Source organism: Synechococcus sp. BMK-MC-1, from assembly GCF_014279955.1.
Lineage (GTDB): Bacteria > Cyanobacteriota > Cyanobacteriia > PCC-6307 > Cyanobiaceae > Synechococcus_C.
In genome coordinates this window covers 1,021,406-1,035,687 of record NZ_CP047939.1, presented here as the reverse complement: position 1 = coordinate 1,035,687, position 14,282 = coordinate 1,021,406, and the positions used below count along the sequence as shown (strand labels likewise).

At 60.8% G+C, this 14,282-nt stretch carries 10 protein-coding genes and 1 pseudogene; 6 read left to right on the top strand and 5 right to left on the bottom strand.

What is annotated here, in order from left to right:
* Positions 1–322: 322 nt before the first annotated feature.
* Positions 323–3,283 (top strand): hypothetical protein, encoded by a 2,961-nt coding sequence (locus tag SynBMKMC1_RS05890; protein ID WP_186473049.1) that lies wholly within the window; start codon positions 323–325, stop codon positions 3,281–3,283.
* Between the two features lie 434 nt (positions 3,284–3,717).
* Here SynBMKMC1_RS05890 and SynBMKMC1_RS14685 read toward each other — a convergent pair whose 3' ends face one another.
* The 5 genes and pseudogenes from SynBMKMC1_RS14685 to SynBMKMC1_RS05870 form a co-directional block, all read right to left on the bottom strand.
* Positions 3,718–3,909 carry a MerR family DNA-binding protein gene (locus SynBMKMC1_RS14685; protein WP_255442426.1) on the bottom strand — a complete coding sequence of 64 codons (192 nt, stop codon included), beginning with the start codon at positions 3,907–3,909 and terminating at the stop codon, positions 3,718–3,720.
* A 224-nt stretch (positions 3,910–4,133) separates the two neighbouring features.
* Positions 4,134–4,547, bottom strand: a pseudogene (locus SynBMKMC1_RS14680) (EamA family transporter); the annotation flags it as partial.
* A 27-nt stretch (positions 4,548–4,574) separates the two neighbouring features.
* Positions 4,575–5,744 (bottom strand): efflux RND transporter periplasmic adaptor subunit, encoded by a 1,170-nt coding sequence (locus SynBMKMC1_RS05880; protein ID WP_115070378.1) that lies wholly within the window; start codon positions 5,742–5,744, stop codon positions 4,575–4,577.
* Positions 5,741–8,872 (bottom strand): efflux RND transporter permease subunit, encoded by a 3,132-nt coding sequence (locus tag SynBMKMC1_RS05875; RefSeq protein ID WP_186473047.1) that lies wholly within the window; start codon positions 8,870–8,872, stop codon positions 5,741–5,743. The genes SynBMKMC1_RS05880 and SynBMKMC1_RS05875 overlap by 4 nt, the downstream gene beginning before the upstream one ends.
* Positions 8,865–9,440 (bottom strand): hypothetical protein, encoded by a 576-nt coding sequence (locus tag SynBMKMC1_RS05870; protein WP_226424080.1) that lies wholly within the window; start codon positions 9,438–9,440, stop codon positions 8,865–8,867. The genes SynBMKMC1_RS05875 and SynBMKMC1_RS05870 overlap by 8 nt, the downstream gene beginning before the upstream one ends.
* Positions 9,441–9,547: 107 nt before the next feature.
* Between SynBMKMC1_RS05870 and rppA the strand changes: the two genes are divergently transcribed.
* The 5 genes from rppA to SynBMKMC1_RS05845 are packed head-to-tail and all read left to right on the top strand — an operon-like array spanning position 9,548 to position 14,280.
* The gene (gene rppA, locus SynBMKMC1_RS05865; protein ID WP_363159579.1) at positions 9,548–10,258 is read left to right on the top strand and encodes a two-component system response regulator RppA; all 711 of its coding nucleotides are present in this window, start codon (positions 9,548–9,550) and stop codon (positions 10,256–10,258) included.
* Entirely contained in the window at positions 10,258–11,586 is a 1,329-nt protein-coding gene (locus SynBMKMC1_RS05860; protein ID WP_186473046.1) for a cell wall metabolism sensor histidine kinase WalK, read from the top strand. Before rppA ends, SynBMKMC1_RS05860 begins: the two co-directional genes overlap by 1 nt.
* A 60-nt stretch (positions 11,587–11,646) precedes the next feature.
* Positions 11,647–12,057, top strand: coding sequence for a DUF411 domain-containing protein (locus SynBMKMC1_RS05855; RefSeq protein WP_115070381.1), 411 nt, complete (start codon positions 11,647–11,649; stop codon positions 12,055–12,057).
* Positions 12,050–12,805 carry a MauE/DoxX family redox-associated membrane protein gene (locus tag SynBMKMC1_RS05850; protein WP_115070382.1) on the top strand — a complete coding sequence of 252 codons (756 nt, stop codon included), beginning with the start codon at positions 12,050–12,052 and terminating at the stop codon, positions 12,803–12,805. Before SynBMKMC1_RS05855 ends, SynBMKMC1_RS05850 begins: the two co-directional genes overlap by 8 nt.
* Complete coding sequence (locus SynBMKMC1_RS05845; RefSeq protein WP_370586622.1) at positions 12,802–14,280, top strand: multicopper oxidase family protein; 1,479 nt, start codon at positions 12,802–12,804, stop codon at positions 14,278–14,280. The genes SynBMKMC1_RS05850 and SynBMKMC1_RS05845 overlap by 4 nt, the downstream gene beginning before the upstream one ends.
* Positions 14,281–14,282 lie beyond the last annotated feature (2 nt).

Genomic DNA, 14,282 nt, shown 5'->3' with positions numbered 1-14,282 from the left:
GCCCTGAGTCGTAGTCAGCTAGGCGCTCACTCCAGTTCCAATGATCCGCTCGTCGGCGAAGGGTTGACTCAGAGCAACCCACGACAACTGCTGTCTGCCTGAACTGACGAGCAGGTCCAAATTCCCGGTGCACAAGGAGCTGCTCGAAGGAATCTGCGGGCTCGCCGGGAAGCTGGGGAAAGGAGGTCATCGTTAGCTGCTCTTTCCTTGAGGGTTCCAATAAGCGTCAGAGAGACCTAAACGGCTTCAACTACATCTCGATCTAAAAGCAAAGAGAAGCTCAAGTAACCCCCAGTAATTTGAAGAATCAGCTCTCTAGTCGTTGGTAAGCAAATCACGTCCTCACAACTCCTCTGATCGGCAAGGTGGTCATCAGAGACTTGGTAAGCCCGGATATGACTCTCAGAAAGTCCAGGCAGAAATCAGGCGAATTCCCGAATTTCTTGAAGCGATAGGCATTAAGGCATCGGAGGTATGTCTCACGCTCTATGGCGGAGATGGCGGTAACTGGCACTGGCAAAAGGTTGATGGTGCAACCCACTGCAGGCCTGTCGATATCAATCTGATCCAGGAACAAATTCTGGACTGGTCAATTGATGGATTCCATCGTCAGGGTCACCAACTCGGTTTTTACCCGATGTTTGGCGGCAGCACCAAGGCGCAGTCACAGGGCTCGCCGTGCCTCAAGGTTGAGTGCGACATGCTGCCAAAGGATCAGCAACTTGCAGTGCTGCGGGCCTTCGAGCACACCTACGACGTCCGCTTCACGATCGTCGACACAGGAGGTAAATCGCTTCATGCCTATCTCTCAATAAATGAGGTCATCACCGTGGAGCGCTATCAGCTGGTGTGCCGGTGCTTCCACGAACGGCTAGTAGATGTGGCTCGCATAGACGACATCCACTACAAGGCCGACGACGCCGTAAGCCGAATCACTCAAGCCATGCGGCTGCCTGGTGCAATTCATAAGAAGACCGGAGAAGTCGCCACAGTGCTGCAACTCGGCAAGCAATGCTCCCTCGAGCAGATCGAGTGTGGCCCTAAGGATGTCGATGACTTCCGAAAAGAGTCGACCACCCGGCGAGCAGTCGCTTGCACTTGCACCGCTGGCCGTGTCCTCGGTTACGAGGGCGACGAGGCCATGCAAATCCTCGCGACGATTGCTCAGGTCTGGGACAAGCGCATTCCAGGTGAGGCCACTTATCCGAAGGTTCTGCCACTGGTCGCCAATCTCACATCTGTTTTAGGAGCCGAACAAGCCGCCCAGCTCCTCTACGACCAAGGCCATTACGACAAGGTCGGTGAGCATGACCTCAAGGGCCTATTGGAGTGGTGCTCGTCGTTTGTAGAGCCAGTAAATCCAGCAGATGCCACTGCGCGGCTCATCTCGATGGCCGCTACCAGGTACGGCTGGGAACGTCCCAGGGCCTCCACCTCAATCGTTGCTGACCCCGCTACAGAGCTCATCAACAGTGAGGAGGAGCTACGGGCAACTCTCAAGGGACGATCGATCCTGACCAACTGCCGGACCGGGAAGGGCAAGTCAAAGCAAGCCCTCGGGGAGGCAGTCGACATGCACCGGGAAAGCCGCCAGCGGAATGGTGATCGCTCGAAGTTCTCTGTTGGCTGCATCAGCCCCCGTCGAACAATCAACGCACAGAACGCTCAGATCACAGGTGGCCGCGACGTTTCCACAGGTCGCGGGTCTCTAGAGGACTTCTACATAGCCTGCCTCCAGTCTTGGGGTTTAGATCACAAGCGCCATGGCAACGAGCTGCTCTGGCGCGACGGTGTCATGCCAGCAGCAGGGTTGTTGATCATCGACGAGCTCCGCCAGGTAATGGAGGCCGTGTTGTTAGGCAAGGCTGGGCCAGGGGAGTTCTGGGGGTCGCCTGGGGAGCGCGTTGAGACGTTCTGTCGGTTGGTCTGGACAATCCGCAACGCCGCCCAGGTCTACGGGATGGATGCTCAGCTAGGCGCACCTGAGATCGACTTCATAAACAGCGTCCGCGAGGTAAATAGGTCTCTGCCTGTGATCGGCAACCCAAGGGAAGAAAACGGCGGGGTGTTCCGCTGGACGAACAAGCAGAACATCTGGAGAGCAGCGCTACTGGAGACGATTCAGGACGCCGATAGAACAAAGCCTGTACTGGTTGTCACGGGCGCTAAGGGGGAGGAGAAAGACGACTCCACTAGGGGCATATCTGCCTGGGCACTTAAGCGTTTCATCGAAATCGAGACAGCCGAGGAGATCACTTCACCCCAGCTGGACCATCCGGTGACCTTCTCACGTTTGCATGTTGTCGTAATCGACAGCCTCAATAAAGACGAGACCGAGCAGCGGAAGATCCTGATGGAGAAAGACATGGGCATCGCGGACGTCGTCATTGTCACGCCCGTCGCTCAGTCGGGTTTCTCCTTTATCGGTGACTTCCATCAAGTCGGCTTCGTTGCTGGTGGCCTGACTCTGCCGCCAAACTGCGTCTCGCAAGGCGCGCGCAGAGAGCGGACCCTGGGGACTTGCTATGGCTACCTGCCTCGCACCGAGGTCGACCAGAGCTGTCCGTTCTTCACTTCAGATCCAGAGGAGAATGCCAAGGTCATCCATAAGGCGTTGCTCGAACATGACCGCGACATCAACACCCTTGGCCCGGTCGAGGAGCTGATGATCGCTACATCACTCGCCTATTACGAGCGGTCGATCACAGAACTTGCGTTGTTCACTGACTATGCCTTGGCGTACTTACATCAAGACGGTTGGACCTTAGAAGCATTAGGCGATTTTGAGCACGGTCAGAGGGGACGTAAACGGGTCGCCAAAGTAGCCAATATTCTGGGAATGACACCCTTTGAGGAGCTGTCACCTGTCAAGCAGCTGATTCTTAAGGGTCTGATTGGTCTATTGAACGCGGAAGAAGTCGCAGCCATTGAACGCAAGGCAGTTGGCGGTGGCCTCGTTGATCTGGTCGGAGCCAACGCAGCCAAGGTCGTTGATCTCTTGCAGCGCTCAGGGTTAGTTCAGCTATGTGACGGGACGCCTAGACCCAAGAACGACCCCCAGATCGTTGCCTGTGGTCAGGTTCTGCAGTCACCAGAGGCAATAGAGCTGTTTAAGCGGTCCAGCACTCTCCAAGTTCGGGCCAGTCGCTCAAAGCACAAAGCAGCCAACGCGGTAAAAGCCATTGGCGTCATCGTCAAACAGCTCGGTGGCCAATGGAAGCGCTGCGGAGACGGTCGGTCCAAGATTCTGGGGGAATTACCGCTACCTAAACAATGCCGTTAAGGCAAAACGCTCTATAGAAGACTTGCCTTAAGCGCATTTTTTGAGAGATCGACGTCACCTCACCAGGTACAGGTCCTGCATCACCGACGATCAAGCACCGGCATCGCCACCATCCAAGGCAAAACCGTCACACCTAAAACAATCGCTTCTAACCCCAGGCTGCAGTTGCACACACTCCTGCCCAGTTGCACAACAAACGAGGGACATTTCAGAGACACGACCCTTAAATCCACTGCAAATAAACACTCTCAAGCGGCAGCAGCGGCCAGAAACCCCAGTACTGGTCGGCACGACTATTCATGGCCAAGCCTCTCGCGCACCCTGGATTCGATAGCTCCACCCCCATGATCACAGGTCTTGATCACCGATCGAGCACCCGCAGCAAAAGACCAGATTCAACCGAAGCCTGAGCACTGCGCTGATCGCGCAACGCATCAACGGCCGCCGCAGCGCTCCCAGGTGTTCAGCATCGTGTTGAGTTCGGCTTCCAGGCTCTGTAGTTCGTGGACGCGCTGCTGAATCTCGGTGAGCTTGCCGCGGATCGTGGCCTGGAGATCGTTGCAGGTGCAATTCCCGGATCGCCGTGCACCCAGCACAGTGCCAACCGTCGCCAGCGGTAGATCCATGGCCCGCAGACGGCGGCAGGTGGAAAGGGATGCCCCAGGACCCAGGCAAGAACGAGCATGGGCAGCGATGCACCCAGTGCCTTGACGGTGGCAATCTGAATCGGATCGCGCAGACTCAGGCGTTGGCTGAGGTTGTTGTCGATCCCCCAGGCCAGGGTCGCCAGAGCGATCAGGGCAGCTCCGGTGGCATTGACACCGCCGAGTGATCCATCCGAAAGAACGATGGCCCCAGCGATGGTGAGCGCTGCTGCCGCAGCGCCGCGTTTGCCGAGATGTTCACGCCCCACCAGAACAGCGATGGCCAGGGTGAAGACGGTCTCAAGGTTGAGCAACAGTGAACTCGATGCGGCTGGTAACCGCGCCAGGCCGTGAACCAGGGCAACGGGCCCGACGATCCCGCCCAGAAGGATCAACCCAGCCAAGGCAGGCGCATCACGCCGTTGGAGGGGGCTTTCATCCTGGGTTCGGCCTTTCATCAGCCGAACAATCGCCAGAGCCAGAGTCGTCCCTGCGTAGAGCAACCCGGCAATGCTCAGGGACGAACCGCTGGCCGTGAACGTACTGATCAGTGGGGCGCTGCATCCGAACAGCACGGCCGCAGCGAAGCCAGAGAGTTGACCGCATCTCAAGGATGCCATCGGTTTGATCGGGTTGCTGAACTTCACTCAGTTCTGGCTGCTGTCCTTGGAAGCATCCAGTGCGTTGCGCAACATCTGCGTGTTGCCTCTCAGGAGCACATCACCTTGACGAACACCCTGAAGGATTTCCGCTTGCCCCGCCGTTTGCTGGGCCACCACCACAGCAACCTGTTCCACAGCCCCCCGTTGATAGCGAAAGACCACCGGTGATCCATTGATCAGGGCAATGGAATCCTGCGGAACAATGAACCGTTGCTCGGAGGATGGGATCTGCACAAAGGCCGTGATAGCTGTTCCGATCGGTGGGAGTTGAGCATCAATAGGTTGCGCGCGGAGCAGCATCACGCGCCCGGCGGTTTGCGCATCAGGTGCCACAGCGATCACCCGTGCCTGCAGCGTCTGAGCTCCCGCTCGAACGCGCAGCAGCTGTCCGGTCCTGATGTTCGTGGCGAGTCCCGGTGACACGAGGAAGCGAAGCTCACCCCCTGTGACATCACTGATCTGGGCCACGTCTTCCCCCACAGACAGGACGGCACCGGGTGAGGTGCTCACAGCAGTGACCTGACCGGCAATTGGACTGCGAATCAACAGACGCCCTGAATCATCAGGCTTCCCTAGCGCTGAAGCCTTGGCAGCGGCTGCCCTGGCTGTCGTCGCGGCTGTAACGCTGGCGATGCGGCGGCTTTCCAGCTCCTGGGTCGAGAGTGCACCTTGCCGTGCCATGGGTTCGGCAAGGCGGTACAGGTATGCGAGCGAGTGCGCCGTGGCCTGCGCTGCATCGGCATCGGCGCGTACAGCAGCCGCATCAGCGCTTTGGACTTCTGCGATCGGTTCGCCAGCACGAACACGGGTGCCCGGTGACACCATCAGACGTAAAACACGTCCCGCCACAGGCATCCCCACGCTTGAGCGCGACGATGTTGCTGCTTCAACAAAACCAGTGATCGGACGTTCCGTGCCCGAGCTCAGTTCGGGGCGAACAGTGGTCAATCCCAATCGCCGAAGCTGGTCTTCGCTGAGAGCCACGCTGCCATTGGCATCCGCACGGTCCATCGCCGCAACCGATGGCGCAGAGACCGGCCGGCTGCTCTGGCGACCCACACCGATTCCAACCAGCAGAGATGCGGAGATCGCCAGAGGAAGAAGCACGCCGGGTTGGCGCAGGTGATGCGTGAGGTGGTTAAGGCTCAGGTTCATGACGGGAGAGAGGCAAGAGACGACGCCGAACCGTCGCGGGCGGGCAGCAGCCAATGGCCAAAGCGTGCATAGAGCGCCGGGAGCACCAGCAGGGTCAGGGCCGTGGAGGTGGTCAATCCACCGAGCACCACCACAGCCAACGGTTGCAGGATTTCATTCCCGGCCCCGAAAGCGAGTGCAAGAGGCAAGGCTCCGAGTGCCGAGGAGAGGGCTGTCATCAGGATGGCGTTGAGGCGCTCCAGGCTTCCCTCACGGATCACCTCGCCCAGGGGTTGCCCTGCGCCGTGGCGGCGGTTGTAGTTGTCCACCAGCAACAACCCATTGCGCACGGCGATGCCAAACAGCGTGATGAAGCCGATCAACGAGGCGATCGATAGCACTCCTCCCGTGAGCAACACCGCCACCACACCTCCGATCAGGGCCAGGGGCAGGTTGAGCATGATCGCCACTGTGGCGGGCACTGATTTCACCGAAATCACCATCAGCACACCGATCACCACTGCGGCAACAGCGCTGTAGAAGACCAGAGACGCGGTTGCCCGTTCTTCTGATTCGAACTGGCCGCCGTAGCGGATCGTGTAGCCCTGAGGCAGTGGCACCTCACGGGCAATGGTGCGCTGGATGTCTTTGACGACAGTGCCGAGGGGCCGGCCGCTGACGTTGGTGGAGACCACGATCATGCGGGAAACATCTTCTCGGTTGACGATGTTGGCCCCCAGACCTTCCTCAACCCAGGCAACACTGCCGAGAGGAACGGTCATGCCATTGCTGAAGGCCACCGGCAACGAGCGGATGGCCTCCAGGTTCTGGCGAGCATTCTCCTGAAGCTGCACGAGCACATCGCTGCGCACACCCCCTTCCACCACGTGGCCCACCACCTTGCCGTTGAGCGCGATCTCCACTGCTTGCGACAGCTCCTCCACCGTGAGCCCCAGCGCCGCCGCAAGCGGGCGGTCGTAGTGGATCTGCACCTGGGGAATCGGCAGCTGCGGTTCCAACTGCAGATCCACCACTCCATCAATGGGTTTGATGGCCTTCTCCACCGCCTCACCGATGCGGCGCAGTTCGCCTAAATCGGTGCCGTAGATCTTGATTGCAATCGCGCTGCGCACCCCCGAGAGCACCTCATCCATGCGATGCGAGATGAAGCCGCCGATGTTGGGCGCCACACCGGGCAGCTTTAAAAAAGCCTGCCGCAGCTCGGCAATGGCAGCGGGCCGATTGGCCATGGCTTGATCGCTCAGTTCCACATCCACGTGAGCTAGGTTCACGCCGGCCCCATCGGCATCACCGGGGGCGCGGCCCGTGCGCACCTGCACCCATGCAAACAACGGGTTGTTCTGCAGCGAACGGGTCAGTGCAAGCCCCGCTCGGTTGGTCATCTCCAGTGACACCCCGGGGTAGAGCACCATCGAACTCACCAGCGATTGTTCGCGGAATTCCGGTAGAAACACCCGGCCCAGTGCCGGCAGGATCGTTGTGGTGGCGACGATCAGCGCCAGAGCGATGGCCAGCACGCGCTGCGGTGATCTCAGCGCTAGATCCAAGATTGGCCGGTAGAGCCGCTCAGCCCGGTTAGCCAGCCAGGTGTTCTCCTCTGGCAGCTCCGCAGGCGCAAGCAAGATGGCGCACAACGCGCGAGAGAGCGTTACCGCTACGAGGGTGGAGGCCGCGATCGACAGCAGGTAGGCCAGGCCCATCGGCGCAAAGATGCGCCCTTCTACGCCGGTGAGCGAAAAGATCGGCGCAAACACCACCACGATGATCACGGTGGAGAACAGCACGGGCTGGCGCACCTCTACCGAGGTGTCGAACACCACCTGCAGGGGCGATTTGGGCGTGTCGCTGGCCCGGTTGCGGCGCAGCCCCCGATAGCAGTTCTCCATGTCGACGATCGAGTCGTCGACCACCGAACCGATCGCCACCACCAGCCCACCCAGGGTCATGGTGTTGATGCCCAGGCCCAGGCTCTTCATCAACATCAGGCCAATCAGCAGTGACAGCGGAATGGCGCTGAGGCTGATCACGGCGGCGCGCCAGTTCATGAGAAACAGCACGATCACCACCGAAACGATCACCACCCCCTGGAGCAGCGACTCGCTCACATTGCGGATGGCACTATCGATGAAATTACTCTGACGAAATGTGGTCTGGACCTGCACATCGCTCGGCAGCGTGCGGTTCAGCTCGGCCAAGCGCTGCTCCACTGCCCGGGACACCGTGGGGGTGTCCACATCGGGCTGCTTGGTCACCATCAGCACCACAGCTGGCTTGCCGTTGAAGCTGGCGTCACCGCGTTTGAGCGCTGCACCGCGCTTCACTTCTCCCAGTGTTGAGAGCAGCACCGATCGTCCCTGCTCGCTCTTCACCGCCGCATCCGCCAGATCGCTCACCTGTGTGACCTGAGCCAAGGGGCGAATCAACCGCTCCTGGCCACCCCCGATCAGAAAGCCTCCAGGGCTGGTGGCCATCGCCGAGCCAACACCCTCCATCACCGCCTTGAGCGAGACAGCCTGAGCCTGCAGCTCCTGGGGATCAAGGAGCACCTGAAATTGCTGCTCATCGCCGCCGTAGATCGTCACCTGGGCGACGCCGGGCACCGCCAGGATCGACTGGCGATAGGAGCGCAACACCAGCTGCTGCAGATCCATCAGCGATGTGGCGCCATCGCCGTTCACGGTGAAGGCGACCTGCAGGATTGTGCCCAGAGGCGACACCAGCGGGGAGAGCTCGGGGGGATCTGCATTGGTAGGCAGCTGGGCGCTCACCTGTTGCAGCCGCTCCGCCACGGATTGGCGGGCGCGGTAGATGTCGGCGTTCTGGTTGAACACCACCTGCACCATCGACAAACCCGGCTTGGAGGAGGAGCGCACGGTCTCCACCCCGGCAATGCCATTCACTGCCGATTCGATCGGCAGCGTGATGCGGGTTTCCACTTCTTCCGGTGAGAGCCCAGCGGCGCTGGTTTGCACATCCACCTGCGGCGGCGCGAAGGGGGGAAACACATCCAGGGGCATCTGGCTCACCGCCAGCAGGCCCCAGAGGCTGATCACCACCGCGGCGGCAACGATCAGCCAGCGGCGTGCGATCGAAAACCGCAGCGTTGTGTTGAGCAACCGCTCAAGCATCCGTCTTCCTGCGGCGGTTCAGCCAGATAGCCCCAGCGGTGAGTACGACAACCGCGCCAGCTGCCAGGGCGGGAATGGGTAGAGCGGACGGGCTCGCCGTCGCGCTGTCCTGTGGCGCAGCGGCTTTGTTATCTGCTGCCGGCTCAGCCTGTGGTGTCTTCTTCGATTCGGCGTACAGCGAGAGGGCGCCAGAGATCACCACCTCGTCGGTGGGATCAAGGCCCTCGGTGATCACAACCCGGTCACCCTGTCTGGAACCCGTCACCACGAGAACAGGGTCGTAGGTGGTCTGGGTTTGCACGAACAGCAGTGGCTTGCCATTCGCATCGACTAGAGCAGTGGAGGGAACCGAGAGCCCATCCGGCCCGTCTTCCGGCGTTGCCGTGGCCACCCCCAACAGGGCATCGGTTTCGGCGTTGCGGCGCACCTGGCGTGCGTCGCCCTGCTGCTGAAACTCATCGCCATGGCCCACATGCGCCAGGGCCAGGGGCGTGGCGATGGGCGCTGCGAGTAAGGCTGTGGCAGCAAGGCTGGCGCTGGCCGCCAGCTGCAGGATTCGGGGAAGCAAAGGCCTGGGGAAGCACTGGATAGGCGGAAGTTGGCACAACCGGGATGAAAAACAGATGAAATCCACTGCCCTCACTAAGATCTGTGCCCTGTTGATCCGCCACGCCGATGCCCATGCGGATCCTGTTGGTGGAGGACGAGATGGATCTAGCGCGATCCATCCAGGCAGTCCTGGAGGGCCAGGGCCATGTGGTGGATCACTGCGTCAGCGGTCAGGACGGCTGGGTGCTTCTGGGGAGTGATCAGGCCCACTACGACCTGGGAATTCTTGATTGGATGCTCCCGGAGCTCAGCGGCCTCGATCTGTGCAGGCGAACGCGATCGCGGGGCCTGGCGCTACCGCTCTTGCTGCTCACGGCCCGTAACGAAACAGCCGACCGGGTTGAGGGCCTGGATGCCGGCGCGGACGACTATCTGAGCAAGCCCTTCGCGATGGAGGAGCTGCTCGCACGGGTACGGGCGTTGCAGCGGCGACAGCCCAGCTATCGGGCGCCGCTCCTGGAAGCCGGTTGCTTCCGGCTGGATCTCGCCGCGGGGCAGTTGCTCGTGGCAACAGCCGCAGCTGAGGTTTGCATTGAGCTCTCCACGAAAGAGCAGCAACTGATGAGCTATTTCCTGGAACACCCCGGTGAGGTGATTTCCGGCTCACGCTTGCGCAACCAACTGTGGAATCTGCAGCAGGATCCCATCAGCAATGTTGTTGCCGCCCAGGTGCGATTGCTGCGGCGCAAGCTTGCTTCTCATGGGCTTGCTTCTCCGATTGAAACCATACCGAGTAAGGGGTATCGGCTGAACCCGCATGCTGCGGTGTTGCTGTGATGACCATCCAAACGCCAGCGCATCGCCTGTTATTTCAAGCTCGATTGAGACTGGCGGGACTCTCCTTGCTGGTGATGGGTGCACTCCTTTACGGCGCGGGGTTCGCGATGGGACGGCTGTTGCTGCAGAGCCAGGACAGCGCCATCCGGCGTGAACTGCAAGCTCTTGCCGGCACCCTGCACGACAGTCTCAAGCCTGTCCTGCTGCCGCAGGCGGCCCGGCCCACGCCCGCACTTGTTTCGGTTCTACCGGGCCTCTGTATTGCAGGAGAGCCTTGCAAGGCACCGGATTCATTGGTTGAACGCCATGCCATCAGTGCCACCGATTCCGACCGCTACAAGCTGCGTGTTCTCGATCCCAACGGTGCTCTGCTGGCCAGCTCCCCCGGGGCTCCGATCCTGCTCCCGCCAGCGGCTGATCAAGGTTGGCAGCTCACGCAAGAACCCGCTGGCCGGCGCTGGCTCACCTACTCCATTCATCTGCATCACTCCAACAGCAACAGAGAACCCGTCTGGGGATTCCTTCAGATTTCACACAGCCTGAACGATCTGGACCGGGAAGCACAACAGCTGGTGTGGTTGGGACATGCTGTCTTCCTCGTTGCGCTGCTGGCCATGGGCGCTGCCAGCTGGTGGCTGGCTGGATTGGCGATGGCACCATTACTGGAGGCCTATCAGCGACAGGAGCAGTTCAGCGCCGATGTGGCCCACGAATTACGCACCCCGCTGGCCAACTTGATGGCAGTGGTGGAGACAGGACGCTGGGATCGGGTGCTGGCCCAGGGCCGGCGCCTGCAGAACCTGATCGGCGACCTGTTGTTGCTCGCCAGCCTTGAACGACCCTGCGAGCGGGAGCCGGCAACGGTGTGTGATCTCGCCGAGATCACGGCCGATGTGATGGAGGATTTTTCAGAGACAGCTGCGGCTGCTCAGGTGAGCCTGATTCACACGTCATGGATGTCCAGTGCCAAGGTGCTTGGGGCGGAGACAGAACTCAGCCGGCTTGTGATCAATCTGCTGAGCAACGCGATGCAGCACAGCCCAGCAGGTGGCGCGATCGACGTCTCCCTGAAGCACCAGGGTCGCCATTTCCAGCTTTCAATCACCGACAACGGACCTGGCATCGCTGAGGAGATGCAGGGCCGAATCTTTGATCGCTTCACGCGACTGGATCCGTCTCGCTCACGCCTCCAGGGTGGCAGTGGGCTGGGGCTGGCCATCGCGCAAGCCATCGCCGTCCGCCATCGCGCAGCAATCCAGGTGCACTCCAGGACTGGATGCGGCAGCTGCTTCTCCCTGGAGATTCCGGCGGCTGAGCCACCCCATTGACTCTCCACCGACTGGAGTGTTTACGGTGGAAGCAGTCGCCGTCCTCCTGTGCCTCTGTTGATGCCTCCAGTCGCCGCCATACCTGTGCCTGCGGTGGTTTCCGCCTATCGCTCCCCAAGCTGTGGCTGCTGCAAAGGCTGGCTGGACCACCTCAGGCAAGCCGGCTTCACAGTGAAGGACTACGTGACGAGCAACCTTGCGAGCATCAAGCAGCGCTACGGCGTTCCACCTCAGCTGCAGTCCTGTCACACCGCCCGGATTGGGGGTTACACGGTTGAGGGTCATATTCCAGTGTCGGCGATTCAGCGGCTGCTGAAGGAACGCCCACAGGTGGCCGGAATTGCCGTACCCGGTATGCCGCTCGGTTCGCCCGGCATGGAATCACCGTTCAAGACAGAGAGCTACACGGTGTTCACCTTCACCGAATCCGGCCGGACCCAAGCCTTCCAGACGGTGGAGGGTGATGGCTAAGCCGGAACTCAGCGCTGTGCGTCTCTACAGGATGGAGACGCCCGAGCATGCCTGTCCGTGGGGGCAGCGCGCGCTTCAGCTCCTGCGCGCCCAGGGGATTCCGTTTGAGGATCATCCTCTGCGCAGCCAGGCGGAGGTGGAAGCCTTCAAGCATGCCCACGGTGTGACCACCACGCCGCAGGTGTTTGCCGGCGCGGAGCGCATTGGGGGCTACACCGAGCTGGCGAAACGGCTTGGTGTCACCGCGGAAACAGCAGAGGTGTCCTACGCACCAGTGATCGCTGTGTTCCTGAGCGCTCTGTTGATCAACCTGGCATTAGGGGGCGAAATCCGGGGCTACATGGGCCTGGCGATCTGCCTGTTGGCGATGCTCAAGCTGATGGATATTGCGGCATTCGCTGCAAGCTTCCGCAAATATGACCTGCTCACGCAGCGTTGGCAGGCCTGGGGAAAACTGTATCCCGCTGTTGAGCTATTGGTGGGACTTGGGATGCTGCAATCGGCCGAGAGTATGGGCCTTGAAGCTGTGATTGGCGTGACAGCAGTGCTTCTCGGTGTGATGGGCATGGTCTCCGTCGGCAAAGCCGTGTTCGTCGATCACCTGGCACTGAACTGTGCCTGCGTGGGCGGCAACTCCCGCACACCGCTGGGGGTGGTGAGCTTCGCTGAGAATCTGATCATGGGGCTGATGGGTTTGGCGATGTTGATTCAGCCAGTGATGGCTCTTGCTTCTGGGGGTGCGTTGTGATCAGCCGGCGCTCCTTTCTCGCCCTGGCAGCCGGTGGCACTGCAGCAGCCTCAGTCGCGGCTCTGCGCCATGGCTGCCATGGCTGGGCCGCAGATCCACGGAGGAGCATCAACGCGGCGGCGACGTCGCCAGTGCGCTCTCAAGCTGGCCTGCTGGAGCTGGATCTGGTAGCGCAGGAAACGTCCATCAGCATCCCTGGCACATCAGGACGGGCACTCACCTACAACGGCTTACTCCCTGGCCCCCAGCTTGAACTGCAGCCTGGTGATGCGGTGCGGATCCAGCTGCACAACCGCCTGACTCAGCCAACGAATCTGCACTACCACGGCCTGCACATTCCACCCAGCGGAGCAGCCGACAATGTGTTCCTGAGGGTTGCTCCTGGCCAGCGACAGAGCTGCAGCTTCTCCTTGCCGGACAATCACCCGGCGGGCCTCTTCTACTACCACCCCCATCACCATGGAACGGTGGCTGACCAGGTGTTTGGTGGCCTGGGTGGTGCGCTGCTGGTGAGAGGCGATCTCGATCGCATCCCTGAAGTGCAGGCGGCCCAGGAAGAAGTGCTTGTGCTCAAGGATCTTCCAGCCGCCAACCAGCGCTCCGGTTCTGGTGTGATGCTTGGCCGAGAAGGCTCGATTCTGAGCGTGAACGGCCAGGTGAAGCCCGAGCTGCAGGTTGCAGCCGGCGGCTTGCTGCGCCTACGCCTTCTCAACGCCTCCAATGCCCGCTTCTGGCGACTGGCGCTGGAGGGTCACACCATGCATCTGATTGCCACTGATGGTGGTGCACTGGAGCAACCACTGCCGTTGCAGGAGTTGCTGCTGGTGCCCGGCGAGCGTGCCGATGTGTTGGTGCAGGTGGCTCCCGAAGGTGGTCGGTTTCGCTTGAACAACCTCCCCTACAGGCGCCTGGGGCGCCCAATGATGGGCGGCATGGGTATGGGCATGGGTATGGGCATGGGTATGGGTATGGGCATGGGGAGAGCGGTGTCTGGCCAGGAACAAGCTGATGTCATCGCAACGGTGAGCACCAATGGCGTTGTAGCGCCGCAGCCTCTGCCGCAGCAGCTCTTAGCGGTGGAGGAGCTCCCCAGCCCGCTGCGTACGCGCCGATTTGTGATGAATCACGGCATGGCACCAGGCATGGGCATGGCCTTTTTGATCAACGGCCAGAGCTACAACCATGGGCGCATTGACACGCGCGTGCAATTGGGAGACACAGAGGACTGGGAGCTGCTGAACACAGGCGTGATGGATCACCCCTTCCATCTGCATGTGAATCCGATGCAGGTGATCAGCCGCAATGGCAGGCCTGAGCCCTACCGGGCCTGGCGGGATGTGGTGCTGGTGCGCCCTGGCGAAACCGTGCGCGTGCGCACCCGCTTCAGCGACTTTGCTGGCAAGAGCGTGTATCACTGCCACATCCTCGATCACGAGGAGCTCGGCATGATGGGCAACATCTTGATCGAAGCCTGAGT